Here is a 17,611-nt window from a genome sequence, read left to right on the forward strand (position 1 = left end):
TTATAAGCAGGCAAGTAAGTGTAAACAATACCAAACTTATTTATGTTATGGTAAATATTCGATATGATTAATTAAATTAGGCAAATATATTGATTAAAGCTTGAATAATGCATAGTAGAATTTTTCATTCAATAATATTGTATTACTAATTAACAATTTACTTAAAGTATCAAGGAGAGTTTCTTAATATAATACAATTATAGGTGAATCCAATAAAAGTAAAAGGCAGCTAAAAATTTTTCCATATTTAAGTCAAAACATGGAATGGTAGATGTTGTAGGCAATTTTAATTGAGTATTGGTGATCTATATATGGAAATAATAGAAACAGAATTTAAGATATAAAAATTTCGATAGAATAGGGGAGAAATAAAATGAGGTTTACCCAAGATGGAAATCGTTTGATTGCAAAATCAGGTTCAGAAACTATATGGATAGAACCATGGGGTGCAAATTCACTTCGTGTTCGTATGACAAAAGAAGCAATTATGGATGCTAATGATTGGGCATTAATTGATAAGCCAGAAGCAACTACAGCTAAAATTGCCATTGAGGACATTGAGTTAATAGAGCCTTGGATTAAAGAGGAAGATAGAGCAAGTCGTGCTCAAAAAACACAAACAGCTTCAATACAAAATGGTGAGATTATTGCTGTCTTTAATGGAGAAGGCTGGCTTACTTTCAAAAATAGTGATGGTAAAATACTTACCGAAGAATACTGGAGAGATAGAAATCGTATTGATAGGTATTGTGTTCCACTTCGTGTTGAAGCAAGGGAATTAAAGCCTATTACTGGAACCAGTGATTACAGCTTAACTCTTCGTTTTGAAGCTTATGAGGATGAAAAAATCTTTGGGCTTGGTCAATACCAAGAAAAAGTTTTAAATAAAAAGGGCGCAACTTTAGAATTAGCACACCGTAACTGTCAAGCTAGTGTACCATTTATGATGTCAAGCCGTGGCTATGGTTTCTTGTGGAATAATCCTGCTATTGGAACTGTAACCTTTGGAACAAATCGTACTGAGTGGTCTGCAAAGAGTACTAAAAAATTAGATTACTTCATTACTGCTGGTAAAACACCTGCTCAAATTGAAGAGCAATATGCAAATGCAGTTGGAAAAGCTCCTATGATGCCTGAGTATGGGCTAGGTTTTTGGCAATGTAAGCTTAGATATCGCAATCAAGAAGAATTGATTAATGTTGCTAGAGAATATAAGCGCCGTGGCATTCCAGTAGATGTGATAGTTATAGACTTCTTCCACTGGACAAGACAAGGAGATTTCAAATTTGAACCAAGAGACTGGCCAAATCCTGATGCAATGATAGCAGAATTAAAGGAAATGGGTACTGAACTTATGGTATCTGTATGGCCAACAATTGATAGCCGTTCTGAGAATTATGGAAAAATGGCTAGTGAAGGATATTTAATCTCCGCTGATAGAGGTTTGAATATCAATATGAACTGGATGGGGGAAACAGTATTCTTTGATGCTACACATCCAGGGGCAAGAGATTTTGTATGGCAAGTTTCTAAGAAAAATTATTATGATAAAGGTGTTCGTATCTTCTGGTTAGATGAAGCAGAACCAGAGTATGGACCTTATGATTTTGATAACTATAGATACTATCAAGGTCCTGCACTACAATGCACTAATATATATCCTGCTATGTACGCAAAAGGTTATTATGACGGAATGGTTGCAGAAGGACAAGAAAATGTATGTAACTTAGTTCGATCTGCTTGGGTTGGCAGTCAAAGATATGGTGCACTTATATGGTCAGGAGATGTTTCTTCCACTTTTAGAGCAATGAGAGAACAATTGCAAATCGGTCTTAACATGGGTATCGCAGGTATTCCATGGTGGACAACAGATATCGGAGGCTTCTTAGGTGGATATGTAGAGGATAAGAATTTCCACGAATTATTACTTCGTTGGTTTGCTTTTGGAGTATTCTCACCAGTATTCCGTCTTCATGGAGAACGTGTTCCTCATATTGAACCAGAACAAGCAGTTATTGATGGTGTAGCTCAAATGATGACAGGCAGTGCTAATGAAATCTGGAGCTATGGTGAACAAAACTATGAGGTTATGAAAAATTACATCGATATGAGAGAAAGACTTCGCCCATATGTTAGAGAATGTATGAAGGAAGCTCATGAAAAGGGAACTCCAGTTATGAGAACTATGTTCTATGAATTCCCAGAGGATTCTGCTTGCTGGACTGCTGATACACAATATATGTTTGGGCCTGATATTTTAGTAGCACCTATATTAGAATTAGGTGAAAGAAGTAGAGAAGTATATCTTCCTAAAAATCAACTTTGGAAGAATCCTAAGACTAATGAAGTTTTTGAGGGTGGGCAAACAATCACTGTTGATGCTCCAATCAATGAGATTCCTTTATTTATGAGAGCGGAAAAGGAACATCCTATATATTTATAAATTTCATGGTGAGCCTAGAAAACAAAGCTATATTTGATATGTTTATAAGTTTTATATTGAAACCCTCGATGGATGCGTCGGGGGTTTTTAACATAAAATTTTAAAATTAATTGTAATTAGTTTGTTTTGTATCTATTTTACAACTATTTTACAACTAATTTGAAAGATTATTATATAATGGATATATGAATTAACATTCATTGAATAGATATTAAGTTGCTGTACTAGGGGGATAAAATTGAAAATAAATATTTTAATCATAGAAGACGAAGAAGCAATTTCTAATTTAATAAAGATAAACTTGACTATGGCTGGTTATGAAAGTCGGCAAGTATTTGATGGCTTGGAAGCTTTAAACTTGCTTAAAGAAGAATCTTTTGATCTGATACTCATGGATATTATGCTGCCAGGGATGGATGGTTTTGAATTAATGAAAAGAATAAAAGACTTAAATATACCAGTTATATTTCTTACAGCTAAAAATGGACTAGCAGATAAGGTGAATGGACTTAAAGCTGGTGCTGAAGACTATATTGTTAAACCATTTGAAACAGTTGAACTATTGGCAAGGATTGAAGTAGTCTTAAGACGATATTCTAAAAATAGTAATTGTATAGAATTTAAAAGCTTGCAGATATATGAAGATAAAAGGATTATAAAAAAAGATGAAGAGACGATAGAACTCACTTTAAAGGAATTTGAACTTATGCTTTTACTTGTGAAAAATAAAAATATAGCTTTATCAAGAGAATATTTACTAGAAAAAATATGGGGTTATGAATATATGGGAGAAACAAGAACAATAGATACTCATATTCAAAAGGTAAGAAAAAAGCTTAATATTGCAGATAACATAAAAACTGTATATAAAATTGGATACAGATTAGAGGAGTAATAGATATGAAGCTTTGGCTGAAAATATATCTTTTTTCTTTACTATTACTTATATTTACTTTAAACATAACTGGATTTGGATTGATACAAAAACTTCATAATAATCTATTAGAAAAAGAAGTTGAGAAGTGTATTTCAGAACAAAAATTTGCTTCTAGAGAATTAAGAGGTAATTCTAGATCTTTACAAAAAAACTATACAGATGTATCTCCTGATATAAATAACTTAATAAGTACTTTAATTAGTGAATATACTAGTTCCATTGACTATGAAGCTGGGCAGCATGGGGAGATACAAATTTTAGACAAGCAGAATAAAATACTATACTCCGATGTAGAGTTTCCAGTTTCAAGCGAAAAGAAAGAATTGGAAAATCTTTCTTTAGGAACATTCAATTACATTATAAGAACATTGAATGACAAGCAGTATTTATATATCAGTAGTTTAGTCAAGGTATATAATATTCCAGTAAAAATACACTATGCTAAGGATATTTCAAATATATACATTGAAAAAATCAATTACTATACTCTTTTTGTAAAATTAGATATTTTAATTTGTTCTATTTTTGCTGTATTTATGTTTTTTATAAGTAGGTTGATAACAAAACCAATAAATACTCTAATAGATTCCACTCAAAAAATATCTTTAGGTCAGTATTCTGAAAGGTTAAGAATAAAATCAAAGGATGAATTTAATGTTCTTTCAGGTCATTTTAATCTAATGGCTCAAACAGTAGAAGATAAAATAAATGAACTAGAAGTATCTAATATTGAAAAAGAAACCTTCATAAATAATTTAACTCATGAACTTAAGACGCCTTTAACTTCTATAATTGGATATGCTAATTTAATAAGAACATCAAAATATAATGAAGAGTTATTTTTTCAAGCAACGGATTACATTTATAAAGAGGGAAAAAGACTTGAGCAAATGTCTTTTAAGTTGATGGATTTAATCTACGCAAAGACTCAGGATGTTAAATTAACACCTGAAAAAATAATGCCAATAATAGTTGAAGCTGAAAAGGCACTGCTTGTGAAACTTAAGGATAAAAATATAGATTTAATTATTGAAGGGGAAGATTGTATATTAGATATGGACAAAGATTTGCTTAAGATGGCATTGTGTAATTTAGTGGAGAATGCTATAAAAGCATCTACTAATAATTCTAAAATATATTTAAAAGTATCTGATTCACATAATAAAACCTCCATATCTATAGTGGATTGGGGCTCAGGAATGGATAAAGAACATCTGGATAAGATATGGCAGCCTTTTTATGTAGTTGATAAAGCAAGATGCAGAAAAAACAATGGAGCAGGTATTGGTCTTTCCATATGCAAAAAAATAGCAGAAGTACATAGTGCAGATATTATAATAAATAGTCAATTAGGCAGAGGCACAGAAGTAACCATAATTTTTAGTAGATAGATTAAAGTTTACAACTACTTTACAAGTGGAATAAACTTCTGAGACATCTAAATTTTATACTTAAAGAGTGGTAAGTATTTACACACAATAAAAGTATATGGAGGAATTATTATGAGTTCTAAAAAAGTAATGGCAGTATTATTAGCTGTAGGAGTGGTAGCATCTACTTCTGCTATGGTTAGCAAAATCAATATTAAAGAGGTTTTTGCAGAAAGTATAAAACAAAATGTTGTATATACTAAAGAAGATACTACAACAGCTTCTCAAGATGATGGTACAGGGAAAGTAACTGGTGCTGAGGAGGAAGTCTATAAAGAAAGAACTTTAGATATTCTAAAAAATTATTTTAACATATCAGTTGAAGAAAATGAAAATTTCAAGTTTAGTGCATGTATATTAAATGAAAAAACTTTAGATGTAATACAGTTAAAAGAACAAGAATGGGTGCAGGAAGCATATGACAAGAAGGAGATTTCTAAGGAAGAATATGATAAACGAATGGCTGACATTGAAAGAAATTATAATGGACTCAAAGAGAGAGTAAAAAAATTAAAACATGGACTGGTTCAAGCTACATGGTTTGGTGAAAATAAATGCTATATGTTTGACTTTAATGAAAATACAAAGGAAGTAGACTTTGTAATGGTTAATGAAGGTAATCCAGCAGAATCAGATGTTCCATTAACAATTAGTGAAGAGCAATTAAAAAATACAGCTGAGGATTTCATTAAGCAAAATAAGTTAGCAGATATAGAAAAACCTAAATGTATATTTGTAAAAGGAAAGCATATTTTCTATGAAGATGAAAATGATTCAGCTAAAAAAGCAGAGATAAGCATTAATCCATTTACAGGTAAGGTATGGAGCTTTGCAGTAAAAGGATATGCAGATTTAGAGTATAATACGGCAATTAATAAAAAATAAACAAGGTTAGTAAGAATGAAGTAATAGAGCCTTAATATAAATTATATTTAAGTAATAGAGGAGAACCAAGTTCTGATGAAAGAGGTTTTCCTTATTTTTTTGTTTGAAGAGGCGTGTTAATGATAAATCTTAGCATAAACGATAGAGAGTTGTACTATTAGTCATTGATTTTATTTTGATAAGTCTGTTTTTATAAGTAACAATGACATACCAAAAGTAATAATGTATTTACAAAATATGTTACAATAAAATTAGGAAGATATTTTAGTAATAGAAAAATAGTAGTTTGCAATGGGGATTATTACTTGAATAATGGGAGGCAATAATTTGATAGATAAAGGCTAAATAATAGGAATAAATACTCAAGTGTGTGAAGAGGCTGAAGTTATTGAATCTACACTTAATTCAAGGGTTTTTGTTGATAAATATACAAGAATTGAACACAGTGAATTAGGAGAAAAATTAAGGATAGAACGTAATAATCAAATTGTGTATTCATATAGGGGCAGATATTGCTATACAGGTGCAAATACAGTTATAAAGAATGCTCGTCTTGAAAGTTTTGTTTCAATAGCATGGAATGTTAGTATTGGTGGAAATACACATGATTTAAATCATATTACAACCCATAGTTTTCTTGTATACCCAAAATGGGAGATGGGAGATGGGAGGAAACGGAAACTGGAAATCGGCATCTGATGAATGTGAAATTGGGAATGATGTATGGATTGGTGCTGGAGCTAATATTTTAAGAGGAGTAACCATTGGGAATGGAGCAGTAATTGGAGCTTCAAGTGTAGTTACGAAAGATGTACCACCATATGCAATTGTAGTAGGTAATCCGGCAAAAATAGTGCGTTTACGATGCAAAGAAGAATGGATTGAGCGGTTGCAAAAGTTAAAGTGGTGGGAGTTACCAGAGGAAGTTATTCGTAATAATCTAGATCTTTTTAAAGAAGCGTTAACGAATGATGTAATAGAAAAGATTGAAAATATAAAAGCAAATCTCTAACGAGGTATAAACAATATATAATAAAAACGAGATATGGAGTGAGATATATGAAAATATTATTGCTATGTGCAAAAGCATTTGAAACATTAGAATTTAGTGCATTTATTGATGTGATGGGTTGGGCGAGAGAAGACTATAAATGCAACATTTCAATTGATATATGTGGGTTTGAAAAAATCGTTACTAGTACTTTTGGTGTCTCTGTAATGATGGATGTCCTTATAGATGATATTAACGTTGAGGAGTATGATGCATTAGCAATACCAGGTGGATTTAGAGAATTTGGATTTAATGAGGAAGCCCTTGATGTTAGAACTTTAGATTTGATAAAAAAATTTGACTATTATGAAAAGCCTATTGCAAGCGTCTGCGTTGCTGCATTTGCTTTGGCTGAGAGTGGAGTACTTAAAGGCAGAAATGCAACAACATATCATCTAGATAATGGGAAGACTCAAGGAGAACTTGCTAAGTATGGTATTAATATTATAAATAAACCAGTTGTTATTGATAAAAACATTATCACATCATATTGTCCTGAGACAGCTCCTGAGGTGGCATTCAAGTTATTAGAGATGTTAACTAATACAGAAAAAATGCAACAAGTAAAAGGAGCCATGGGTTATAATTAAAAATTAGTGGATGAAATGGAATGAATGTCGAAATTAAAAAATTGACACCTGCTCACGTAGAAGAATATATAAATTTTTTTGACACGACGCCACATGATGACAATATTCCTGAGCATACTTGTTATTGTGAGTGTTGGTGTAGTGCTGACCACCGTTTCGGAACAGGGATTCCATCCTGTGAAGAAAGAAGAACAATGGCTATTGAATATGTTAAGAGCGGAAAAATACAAGGATATTTAGCATATTTTGACGATCGTATCGTTGGTTGGTGTAACGCAAATACAAAAACAGAATGTTTGAACTGTATCGGTTGGTATCGTTTTATGCCCCAAGTAAATGAATTGGATATTGAACCAAATGATAAAGTAAAATCTATATATTATTTTCTTGTTGAACCTGATATGAAAAGAAAAGTAATAGCAAAACAATTATTTCAATATGCTTGAGAAGAGGCGGCGAAAGATGGTTTTGATTATGTTGAAGTATATCTCGAAAAAGAAGCTACAGATGAACTTAAATATTTTATGGGATTTGTTGAGATGTATAAAAACTTCGGCTTTACTATTCATGCAGAAATAGAACAAAAATTTGTAATGAGAAAACAACTAAAGATCACCACAGTATCAGAATAATTTGAAGTTATATTTATGGATAAATTTTAATTTAAGATTGAGTACTTTCAATAGTAATATGGAGATAGATTTAAATGAATAATAAGAGAATGAATAATAAGAGAAATTCAACAATATGGGGAATAAGTTACTTATTATTGGAATTGTAACTGTGATAAATGCTTTTTTTCACTTCTTGGAATTGAGTTACCAGATAAATTAGTAAGGTTAGTGGGGATTATAATGATTGTTGTTCTTCCTGTTATTGTGTATAGTTTTGTAAAAGTATTAAAGAATGGTAAAAGCTAAATCCCCAATTTGTATTATTCAGGCTAAAAATTTAAATAAAAAAGTTTATTATGTGAATTTAAGAGATGAAAGCACTGATTCTGTTTCGAATGAGTGCTTTTTCTCTTTGTATATATGAATGACAAGAAAAGTAATCTTGATAATTTGAGCATATTTTCAGGTCTTAGTCAGTTTTAGGTATAGATTTAAGGGTATATTCTTCGAAGGGAGCAGATATTATAATACCTGATGAATCAAGTTTATAATTTGTTCCTTCAGTAATCTTTTTTTCATTAACTAAATTCATGCCAACAGTGTAAATAGTGTCTGCTAGAATTCGAGGATTATGAAAAACAGAACCAAGCATAAAACCTTTCTTAATTAATTCTTGAGCTTCTGGCAAAGCATCGATGCCAACCACAGGAATAGTTTTTGATTTATTTCCTTTATTATAACCATACTTTTGTAGACCTTCTATGGCTCCAATAGCGAGAGTATCATTGTTTGCAATGATTGCTTCAATTTTAGGACCATATCTTAAAAATAATGAAGTAATAGCATCTTTTGCTGTTTCTCTATTCCAATTACAAACTACTGTTGAAAGTTCATCGGTTTGTATTCCAGCGTTCTTAATTGTTTCTAGTGAATATTTTGTTCTTGTATCACTTAATGTACTATCTTTTTTTCCTTTTAACATAACATATTGAAGAATATTATCTCCATTTTTATCCATGATTTTCTTGTTTGTTTTCCATTCATCAACAATTATTTGTCCTTCTAGTACAGGAGGGTCTTTTAGAGCTGCTGCTATAATAGCAATTTTTGAATAACTTTTCATAATATCTAAATTTGGAATAGTGGAAAGAAATAGAATTAATGCGATATTTTTTTGTTTGGCTCTATAAATAATATCTTCTAATATTTCTTGTTTGCTTTCAAAGATATTTAAAAATATAAGATCAAAATTTTTATTAATCATTTCATCCATAAGTTGATATTGTATAGCTGAATTTGCTTTCCCATCAAAAAAAGTAAATTCAACTTTGTCTGTATTCTCTTTTTCAATGTCTTCTAAACTTTTTTTTAGCAAGGAAAGATACATTTCTTCAAAGGAATATAATAATATTCCTACTTTGATTGGATTTTTTGTACTAACATTTGAAGAAACTTTTATTGTTTTTAAGCCACAACTTGTTAGTGTAACAATAATAAAAATTAAAGTAATAGTAAGTGTTAGAGTTCTTTTTAATAAATTCATTTTTACCTCACATAATTATCTTCTGGATTATTTCTTAGATTAATTCTTGAATAGTTAGATTATGAAGATTAATATCAAATATTCGTTTGCCTATGCAAAGCAACTCTCTATACAATGATAGATTTAGTATAAGAAAATAACTTTTAGATTATTCTTAACAATTGAAGTTTCTATTGTGGATAAATTATAATAGAGAAGGCGTTGAGTTTTTGGCTCACCGCTTTTTTTATATACAATTGCCCAAAGGTACAATTGTTGAAAGCACTGCTTTAAATTAATATAAATATATATTAATGATGCAGATATATAGGGATTATTGATGAGAACTGTGTGTTTTAAATTAATATAGATATATATCAATAGAAAAAGCGAGGTAGGTGAAAGTTTTGAAAAATAGATTTAAATCAGTATTTATAGAAGATTTTGATGAAATGATTTCACCAAAGTTTCCTGTGGTATTTGGTGTTGTACTAATTTATCTTGCTACTGTATTTGTGCAAAGTTCGGGAAAGTTATCTTTTCATGAGACTATAGGATTTACAATAGTTATGCTAATCCAAATTCTAGTATTTTTATTTTCTAACAAAATATTTAAGCATAAGTATTGGATTTACTTTATTGTGCAGGGAATAATAACCTTTGACTATGCCATAATAGCCCATGAGGGATATAAAACTATAGTTCTTGGGTTAGTGCCTCTTTTAATCATTCAAAGTATGATTGTTTATAATGATGCTATTAAAGTTATTCTTACCTCAATGTTTTTCTATAGTATTTTTGGTGGCACTATCATTATCATCAATGGCTTCCATGAATTAATTCAGTCTTTGCCACTGATTATAATAATAACTATAGCCATGCGTGCATATGCAATCTTTTATTTTAAGCAAGTGAAGTTGCGGATACAAACTCAGAAGGTTTTAAAGGAATTAGAGTTAGCTTATGAGAAGGTTGAAGAGCTAACCTTAGCTAATGAGAGACAGAGAATGGCTAGAGATTTGCATGACACCCTTTCTCAAGGTCTTGCAGGATTGATAATGCAACTTGAAGCAATAAATGCTAATTTAAGTAAGGAGAATGTGAAACGAGCTAATGAGATAGTTGAAAAATCAATGGAACATGCAAGAAGAACCTTGGCAGATTCTAGGCTTGTTATAAATGATCTAAGAAGTTATGAAAAAAGAAAAATGGATTTAAATAAGTCTTTAGAAAATGAAATAGATACTTTTAAGAATGTATCTAATGCTTTTATTTCAAAAGACATTAACATAGAAGCCCAAATATCTTCAAGGATAATTAAACAGATGGTATACATTGTGAGAGAAGCTCTAAATAATATAGCAAAACACGCAAAGGCTGAAAATGTAGTTGTCAAAATAATAGAAATCAATAATAAAATTAATATAAATATTTCTGATGATGGTGTAGGGTTTGATATTAGGATTTTAGATAAGTTATTTGGACATTACGGTATAGTGGGGATTACCGAGCGTGTAAAGGCAATTAATGGTGAAATCAAAATAGAAAGTAAACGGAAGGTTGGAACAAATATAAATATCATTATACCAATAGAGAAAGGAATAGATGAGGAAAATGGATAAGAGAAAAATATTGGTAGTAGATGATCATTTGGTAGTTAGGGAGGGACTAAAGCTAATTTTTGAAACAGAAGAAGAATATGAAGTTATAGGTGAAGCAGAAAATGGAGAAAAGGCATTGGTTCTTATTGAGCAGTTAAAACCTGATGTGGTTTTGATGGATTTGAATATGCCTAGAAGAAGTGGGCTAGAAGCAATACGAGCCTTAAAAGAAAAGAAAAATCCCGTTCCAATAATTATTCTAACAACCTTTAACGATGAAAATTTAATCAGAGAAGGCCTTGCTTTAGGGGCTAGGGGGTATTTGTTAAAGGATAGTACTCGTGAGGAACTTATAAGAACTGTTGAGGCTGCAATCAGAGGGGAACTACTTCTTCAGCCTGAAATCAGTGGGATAATTTTTGGGGCAAAAAAAGAATCAAAAGAAAGTAATAATACTTTTAACGCAGGGATTACGGAAAGAGAATTGTTTGTTCTACAAGCAGTTGCAAGAGGTTGTACTAGTAAGGAAATAGCTGTTGATATGGGTATTGCTGAAAGAACTGTGAAAGCTCATCTAACTAATATATACAGTAAGCTTAAGGTTGAGTCTAGACCCCAAGCAGTTGCAGTAGCTATAGAACAGGGAATCATCCATATTGAGAAATAGAAGGTATTTGAATTTAGCAGGTAATTATCAGAGGTAATCAATGAAAATATTGTAGCGTGTTTCTAAGGAAAGGGGAAAATTATGAGAAAAGTATGTGTAATAACTGGTGGTGGCAGTGGTATGGGACTCGCAACTGCAAAAATAATAGGTAAGGATAACTATATTATTATTGTAGGTAGAACCATAAAGAAACTTGAAAAAGCGTTGGAAGAATTAAGAGCAGAAGGTATTGAGGCAGAAGCTTTTGCTTGTGATATTTCAGATGAAGCTTCAGTAAATAAATTAGCAGCCCATGCAAAGGAAATAGGAACTATTTCTTCGGTAATACATGCAGCAGGAATGTCACCACATATGGGAGAGGCAGTAACAATAATGGAGGCCAATGCCTTAGGTACAATCAATATAAATGAGGTTTTTTATAAGGTTATGGAAAAAGGTTCTTGCATTATAGATGTATCATCTATGTCGGCTTATCTTACTCCGAAATTTATTATGCCCAAAGGTAGTTATAAATACAGCAGAACTAATAAAGAAATTTTTATGAAGAAAATGATGGCAAGAGTTAATCTTTTCCCTAAAAAGGTTAGGTCAGGTGTAGCTTATGGCATCTCTAAAAACTTTGTTACTTGGTATGCAAAAACTGATGCTGCAAAGTTTGGGCAAAAGGGTATCCGAGTATTATCAATTTCCCCAGGATCTTTTGAGACACCTATGGGTGAAGTGGAAAAAGACGAAGTTGAAAATCTTATAAAATTTTGTGCAATAAAGCGACTGGGACATGTTGAAGAAATTGCAAATTTGATGGCATTTTGTGCCAGTGACAAGGCTGGATATTTAACTGGGGTGGATATACTTTGTGATGGAGGCTGTGTTGCCTCTGGATGTAATCCTCTTAAAATGAAGCAGAGTTGAAATTCATATAAGATATTATAAATCTAAGATAGTATAATGTGCATAATTAAATTTGCCCCCAAAACATATATATGACCATGGAAATTAACAAAGTTGACGAAGCCACACTACTGCAGTGATATATAGGTTATATATTGATAGTAAAGCTGAACCTAGATAAAAGCTTTACCCAAAGGTGCAAATGCCAGATGCCCAAAGGTACAATTGAGGAAAAGGTTTAAGAATTATATACTAAGAACATAAAAGATAGCCTGTTGTGCTAACTGAATATTAAGGATTATAAAATAATTAATCATAGGGGGAAATTATGAAGGTAGAAAATAAAAACATAGTAGTTACTGGTGGAGGAAACGGTGTTGGAAGAGAAGTAGTTCTTAAACTATTATCAAAAGGTGCTAGGGTAATTGCAATTGATATAAATAAATCTGCACTAGAGGAAACATATAAAATATCTGGTGGAAGCGATAAATTATTGACACGAGTTGTGAATATTACAGATAAAAAAGCTGTCTTAGATTTTGCAGAAGAAATCATTGGAACTTTGGGGTATATTGATGGAGTTATCAATAATGCAGGAATTATACAACCCTTTGTACAATTGAAAGATTTAACCTTTGAACAAATAGATAAAGTAATGGATGTTAATTTTTATGGAACATTGTATATGACAAAAGCATTTTTAAATCATTTATTGACTAGACCAGAAGCACATATTGTGAATATTGCTAGTATGGGAGGATTTTTCCCAGTGCCAGGTCAAAGTGCATACGGTGCTTCAAAGGCAGCAGTTAAGATAATGACGGAAGGCTTGTATTCAGAACTATCAGATACTAATGTACATGTATCCGTTGTATTTCCAGGTGGTATAGCCACAGATATAAAGAAAAACTCACAGCTTACTAATGAGAGTGCTTCGGAAAAAGAGAAAAATTCTAAATTAATATTATCACCTTCTGCTGCTGCTGAAAAGATTATAAGTGGAATGGAAAAAAATAAGTACAAGTTCTGCATTGGCAAGGATTCTAATCTTATGGATTTTATGTATAGAATAAATCCAGGTTTTGCTACTAAAGTAATTAAACGAGCTCTTGGTTCAAAGATACATTAGATTTAAATAATATTAATAAAAACAGAAATGCTTAGCAGATATTGCTAAGCATTTCTTAGGATAAGGGGGTTATCCTGTTTCTATATTTATATTATTTAATATAGCAAAGTTATTATTTTTTACTTAGGAAAATAAAGCATATTGTAATCTTAGTATTACCATGTATTATTAGCGTCATCTAATAACAAATCTCTACGACTACACCAGTTGTTTTCTAAAGCATTTCTTCTTAATACTAAATATAATTCAGCGTTTGTAGCATTACTATAAGGCATAACGAAGAATACACCTATTCCGCAAAGTAATGAGCCTAATATATACCAACCAATAAATGATAAGTCTAATACAAACATATCCCATTTATGTCCCATAGTCATTTTATTACTTAGAGCAATTGCTTCCTCAGTTCCGATATTTGGGTTGTCTGAAAGGATATAAGGTACCATTCTGTATGCATAAGCTTTTATGATACCAGGTATGATTAATAGTAGAGTCCAGAGGAAAATAAAAATATTTGTAACTAACATTGTTTTTACTATACCTTTGTAGTTTTCACCATTAAACCCAAAGCCTAAACAAATTCTATCATCTCCATATTGAGAAGCTTGAGTAAAAAATCTCTTTCCACCTACTTCTAAAGAATATCCGACGAAAATACGAAAGGCTAGTATTAGTACAGATACTATTAAGAAAATGGAAGCAAAAACAAGTATAAAGTGCCAATCTATAAAGTCACTATAGTGGAAATTTGAATAAGTATGATTTTTAAAATCTTTATAGTTAGAACGACCGTTACCGCCGCCACTCCAGGCATCATTTCCACCAGTAATAGCTATTACTATACTAACCACAAGTGCACGCCAATAAGTCTTTCTTAAAATATCTTTAGCTCTGTTTTTTAATTCTTTTCTAGACCACATATAGATCCTCCATTCAAAATATCAATCTAATTTATTTAAAGCATTGAATAAGTAATTGGTATAAATTTATTATATGGTAACTTATACTTTATAACAAGTTTAATATATGCACATAAACGGTTATAATTACTAATTGTATCTTCTAGATCCCAATATGCTAGTTGTTGCTTTTGATTACTTTCTTTTTCTAGGCTTTTCAAGTTAAGAAGTATTTATACATAACTAGGACCTTTTATTGAGGTTGAAATGATAAAAAGAGTTAGGAAATAAAAGGTTGTTTATCGAAAATTAAATGATGTGAGTTAAAAATTTGCATATGTTAGTTAAATGTTTACAAAATATTCAGCAAAAAAATAATCATTTATACGAATTACTATATTGAGTTACTTTATAGATATATGAGTGCTTATTGAGAAAATTGCATAACTCAAAAACAAAGCATTTGTATAAAATCAATATTTTGAAAGGAATGATGGGAATGAAAGTCAAACAATTAGTGAAAAAGACTACAGTTAGTGTTGCTACATTAGCTATCTTTTCCACAATGCTTGGGGTACAAGCACACTCTGAAACTGTAAGCAAGACTTACAATTATGCAGAAGCATTTCAAAAATCAATGTACTTTTATGATGCAGAGAAATGTGGAGCAGGTATTACAGGTGGAAAGTTAGAATGGAGAGGGGATTGTCATACTGATGATGCAAAGATCCCTTTAGTGCCAGCAGGAAAAGGCGCTGATGGTGCAATGGCAGAGAAAGGTGTTTCCTTAACTCAAGAATTTATTGATGCCAACAGAAAATATCTAGATCCTGATGGTGATGGAACTGTTGATTTAAGTGGTGGTTTTCATGATGCAGGAGACCATGTTAAGTTTGGGTTACCTGGCTCTTATGCAGCAGCTACTTTAGGTTGGGGTTTTTATGAATTTAAAGATGCTTATGCCAGAATCGGTGAAGAAGCTCATATGAGAGATTTATTAAAGTGGTATTCAGATTATTTCTTACGTTGTACTTTCATGAATGAAAATGGAGAAGTTGTGGCTTTCTGCTATCAAGTTGGAGAAGGAAGCTCCGACCACAGCTACTGGGGTGCGCCAGAACTTCAACCTACACTTAGACCTGCATATTTTGCAACTCCGCAGACTCCTGCTAGTGACCAAGTTGCTGGAGCTGCTGCAGCACTTGCGATAATGTATTTAAATACGAAAGATACTGATGCTGCCTATGCTGAAAAATGTTTAAGTACTTCAAAAGCTCTTTATAATTTCGCAGTTAAGTATCGTGGACTTGGATACTCTGGAGGGTTCTATGGTTCATCTTATGATGAGGATGAACTTTCTTGGGCAGCAGTATGGCTTAATATTGCAACAGGAGAAAAATCTTATATTAATGACATAGTTGAGGTTTCTCCAGATGGACGTTATTTAGGCTATCTTGGAAAGATAATTAAATCTACTCAGGATGATTGGCAAAATATTTGGTGTCATAGCTGGGATGTTGTTTGGGGTGGTGTATTTGCGAAGCTAGCTCCAATAACTAATACAGAGAGAGATTGGTACATATTTAGATGGAACATCGAATATTGGTCAGGGGTTCCACATGAAGACCCAAGTGACAAAACCTTTATGGCTGCTACTCCAGGTGGGTTCAAGGTAGTAAATACTTGGGGCTCAGCACGTTATAATTCAGCTGAACAATTATGTGCCTTAGTATATAAGAAGGAAACTGGTAGTAGTGATTTCGATGCATGGGTTAAGAGCCAAATGAATTATATATTAGGTGATAATCCTTTGAATAGATGCTATGAGGTAGGTTATGCAGAGAATTCAGCAAAGCATCCACATCACAGAGCTGCTCATGGTTCTATAACTAACAACATGGGTGTCCCAAATGAACACAGACATACTCTTTGGGGAGCTTTAGTAGGAGGTCCAGACCAGACTGATAGCCATAAAGATGATACAACGGACTTTGTAGGTAATGAGGTTGCAGTAGATTACAATGCAGGTTTTGTTGGAGCTTTAGCAGGTATAACTAAATATTTTGGACAAGATCAAATGCCACTTGAAAATTTTCCACTAAAAGAAGCTCCTGTAGATGAATTCTTTGTGGAATCAAAACTTGAGCAGGAAAATGGTGAAAGAACACAGGTTACAATAAGAGCCAACAATCTTACAGTACATCCACCTCATACTGAAGACACAATAAAGGTTAGATATTTCTTTAATATATCTGAGCTTATGCAATATAACCAAGGAATAGATGCGATAACTTGTCCTGTTATGTACGATCAATCAAATACTGTTGATGTTAAGGGTGCAACTATAAGTGCTCCAGTTGAATGGGATAAAGAAAAGGGTATTTATTATGTTGAAATTGATTGGAGTGGCAATGCTATATACGGTTCTAGAGAATTCCACTTTGGACTTGTAACAGGTCAAGATTCAAATTGGAAGGCTCATTGGGACCCTACTAATGATTGGAGCCGCCAAGGTGTAACAGAAGAATATGCTCAAAACCCTCATATATCAATGTATGTTAATGGAAAGAAAGTATTCGGAGAAGAGCCAACAACAAAAGTTCTAGTAATTAAAGGTGATGCTGATGGGAACGGAAAGGTTACAGCCATTGATTTAGCATACATTAAGAAATATATTTTAGGCCAAGGTAGCATAATTTTCCCAGGAGGCATAGAAGTAGTAGATATGAATGGAGATGGTGTAATAAATGCAATTGACCTTGCCCTCTTAAAGAAGGCTTTATTAGGACTTTAAATTAATCAATCAATTGATCAAGGATAAAAATATATAGGTTCCAGTAATGTTTCTACATTGAATGCGTATAACATTTATGAAATTAATGTAGATTTCTAATTGGAATATATAGATAAATTATAAAGGCTGTCTAGGTAACTAAAACTTCCATAGGCAGT

At 31.9% G+C, this 17,611-nt stretch carries 15 protein-coding genes; 13 read left to right on the forward strand and 2 right to left on the reverse strand.

Annotation, left to right across the window (positions count from 1 at the left end; genetic code table 11):
* The first annotated feature begins 373 nt into the window (after window positions 1–373).
* The 8 genes from CLOCEL_RS04610 (at window position 374) to CLOCEL_RS04645 (ending at window position 7,782) form a co-directional block, all read left to right on the forward strand.
* Window positions 374–2,443, forward strand: coding sequence for a glycoside hydrolase family 31 protein (locus CLOCEL_RS04610; RefSeq protein WP_010076471.1), 2,070 nt, complete (start codon window positions 374–376; stop codon window positions 2,441–2,443).
* A 238-nt stretch (window positions 2,444–2,681) separates the two neighbouring features.
* Entirely contained in the window at window positions 2,682–3,338 is a 657-nt protein-coding gene (locus CLOCEL_RS04615) for a response regulator transcription factor (protein WP_010076470.1), read from the forward strand.
* A gap of 5 nt (window positions 3,339–3,343) precedes the next feature.
* Window positions 3,344–4,771, forward strand: a complete 1,428-nt coding sequence (locus CLOCEL_RS04620; RefSeq protein ID WP_010076469.1) for a sensor histidine kinase — start codon at window positions 3,344–3,346, stop codon at window positions 4,769–4,771.
* Window positions 4,772–4,882: 111 nt separating this feature from the next.
* Window positions 4,883–5,695, forward strand: coding sequence for a hypothetical protein (locus tag CLOCEL_RS04625; RefSeq protein ID WP_010076468.1), 813 nt, complete (start codon window positions 4,883–4,885; stop codon window positions 5,693–5,695).
* Between the two features lie 366 nt (window positions 5,696–6,061).
* Window positions 6,062–6,394 carry a hypothetical protein gene (locus tag CLOCEL_RS04630; protein WP_010076467.1) on the forward strand — a complete coding sequence of 111 codons (333 nt, stop codon included), beginning with the start codon at window positions 6,062–6,064 and terminating at the stop codon, window positions 6,392–6,394.
* A complete protein-coding gene (locus CLOCEL_RS04635) occupies window positions 6,360–6,707 on the forward strand; it encodes a CatB-related O-acetyltransferase (protein WP_010076466.1) in 348 nt (115 codons plus the stop codon). The genes CLOCEL_RS04630 and CLOCEL_RS04635 overlap by 35 nt, the downstream gene beginning before the upstream one ends.
* A 47-nt stretch (window positions 6,708–6,754) precedes the next feature.
* On the forward strand, window positions 6,755–7,336 hold the full coding sequence (locus tag CLOCEL_RS04640; RefSeq protein WP_010076465.1) for a DJ-1/PfpI family protein: 582 nt from the start codon (window positions 6,755–6,757) through the stop codon (window positions 7,334–7,336).
* A 20-nt stretch (window positions 7,337–7,356) separates the two neighbouring features.
* Complete coding sequence (locus tag CLOCEL_RS04645; protein ID WP_010076464.1) at window positions 7,357–7,782, forward strand: hypothetical protein; 426 nt, start codon at window positions 7,357–7,359, stop codon at window positions 7,780–7,782.
* Window positions 7,783–8,419: 637 nt separating this feature from the next.
* On the opposite strand, the gene CLOCEL_RS04650 is transcribed toward CLOCEL_RS04645, so the two are convergent.
* Complete coding sequence (locus CLOCEL_RS04650) at window positions 8,420–9,493, reverse strand: galactose ABC transporter substrate-binding protein (protein WP_010076463.1); 1,074 nt, start codon at window positions 9,491–9,493, stop codon at window positions 8,420–8,422.
* 377 nt (window positions 9,494–9,870) lie between these two features.
* On the opposite strand from CLOCEL_RS04650, the gene CLOCEL_RS04655 reads away from it, so the two are divergent.
* From CLOCEL_RS04655 to CLOCEL_RS04670, 4 genes are all read left to right on the forward strand, one after another.
* The gene (locus CLOCEL_RS04655; RefSeq protein ID WP_242655220.1) at window positions 9,871–11,094 is read left to right on the forward strand and encodes a sensor histidine kinase; all 1,224 of its coding nucleotides are present in this window, start codon (window positions 9,871–9,873) and stop codon (window positions 11,092–11,094) included.
* A complete protein-coding gene (locus CLOCEL_RS04660) occupies window positions 11,087–11,740 on the forward strand; it encodes a response regulator (RefSeq protein WP_029169264.1) in 654 nt (217 codons plus the stop codon). Before CLOCEL_RS04655 ends, CLOCEL_RS04660 begins: the two co-directional genes overlap by 8 nt.
* 81 nt (window positions 11,741–11,821) lie before the next feature.
* Window positions 11,822–12,652: an SDR family oxidoreductase gene (locus tag CLOCEL_RS04665; protein WP_010076460.1), complete on the forward strand. Its 831-nt coding sequence runs from the start codon at window positions 11,822–11,824 to the stop codon at window positions 12,650–12,652.
* 307 nt (window positions 12,653–12,959) lie between these two features.
* Complete coding sequence (locus tag CLOCEL_RS04670; RefSeq protein ID WP_010076459.1) at window positions 12,960–13,760, forward strand: SDR family NAD(P)-dependent oxidoreductase; 801 nt, start codon at window positions 12,960–12,962, stop codon at window positions 13,758–13,760.
* Between the two features lie 155 nt (window positions 13,761–13,915).
* On the opposite strand, the gene CLOCEL_RS04675 is transcribed toward CLOCEL_RS04670, so the two are convergent.
* A complete protein-coding gene (locus tag CLOCEL_RS04675) occupies window positions 13,916–14,680 on the reverse strand; it encodes a DUF975 family protein (RefSeq protein WP_010076458.1) in 765 nt (254 codons plus the stop codon).
* A 478-nt stretch (window positions 14,681–15,158) separates the two neighbouring features.
* On the opposite strand from CLOCEL_RS04675, the gene CLOCEL_RS04680 reads away from it, so the two are divergent.
* Window positions 15,159–17,453, forward strand: coding sequence for a glycoside hydrolase family 9 protein (locus tag CLOCEL_RS04680; protein ID WP_010076457.1), 2,295 nt, complete (start codon window positions 15,159–15,161; stop codon window positions 17,451–17,453).
* The last annotated feature ends 158 nt before the right edge of the window (window positions 17,454–17,611 follow it).

It is taken from the genome of Clostridium cellulovorans 743B (assembly GCF_000145275.1).
GTDB classification, from domain to species: Bacteria; Bacillota; Clostridia; order Clostridiales; family Clostridiaceae; genus Clostridium_K; species Clostridium_K cellulovorans.

Coding starts and splice junctions, on each gene's coding strand:
- CLOCEL_RS04645 (WP_010076464.1), top strand. CDS start 7,357: ATGAATGTCGAAATTAAAAAATTGACACCTGCTCACGTAGAAGAATAT.
- CLOCEL_RS04665 (WP_010076460.1), top strand. CDS start 11,822: ATGAGAAAAGTATGTGTAATAACTGGTGGTGGCAGTGGTATGGGACTC.
- CLOCEL_RS04640 (WP_010076465.1), top strand. CDS start 6,755: ATGAAAATATTATTGCTATGTGCAAAAGCATTTGAAACATTAGAATTT.
- CLOCEL_RS04675 (WP_010076458.1), bottom strand. CDS start 14,680: ATGTGGTCTAGAAAAGAATTAAAAAACAGAGCTAAAGATATTTTAAGA.
- CLOCEL_RS04620 (WP_010076469.1), top strand. CDS start 3,344: ATGAAGCTTTGGCTGAAAATATATCTTTTTTCTTTACTATTACTTATA.
- CLOCEL_RS04625 (WP_010076468.1), top strand. CDS start 4,883: ATGAGTTCTAAAAAAGTAATGGCAGTATTATTAGCTGTAGGAGTGGTA.
- CLOCEL_RS04660 (WP_029169264.1), top strand. CDS start 11,087: ATGGATAAGAGAAAAATATTGGTAGTAGATGATCATTTGGTAGTTAGG.
- CLOCEL_RS04670 (WP_010076459.1), top strand. CDS start 12,960: ATGAAGGTAGAAAATAAAAACATAGTAGTTACTGGTGGAGGAAACGGT.
- CLOCEL_RS04650 (WP_010076463.1), bottom strand. CDS start 9,493: ATGAATTTATTAAAAAGAACTCTAACACTTACTATTACTTTAATTTTT.
- CLOCEL_RS04680 (WP_010076457.1), top strand. CDS start 15,159: ATGAAAGTCAAACAATTAGTGAAAAAGACTACAGTTAGTGTTGCTACA.
- CLOCEL_RS04610 (WP_010076471.1), top strand. CDS start 374: ATGAGGTTTACCCAAGATGGAAATCGTTTGATTGCAAAATCAGGTTCA.
- CLOCEL_RS04635 (WP_010076466.1), top strand. CDS start 6,360: ATGGGAGGAAACGGAAACTGGAAATCGGCATCTGATGAATGTGAAATT.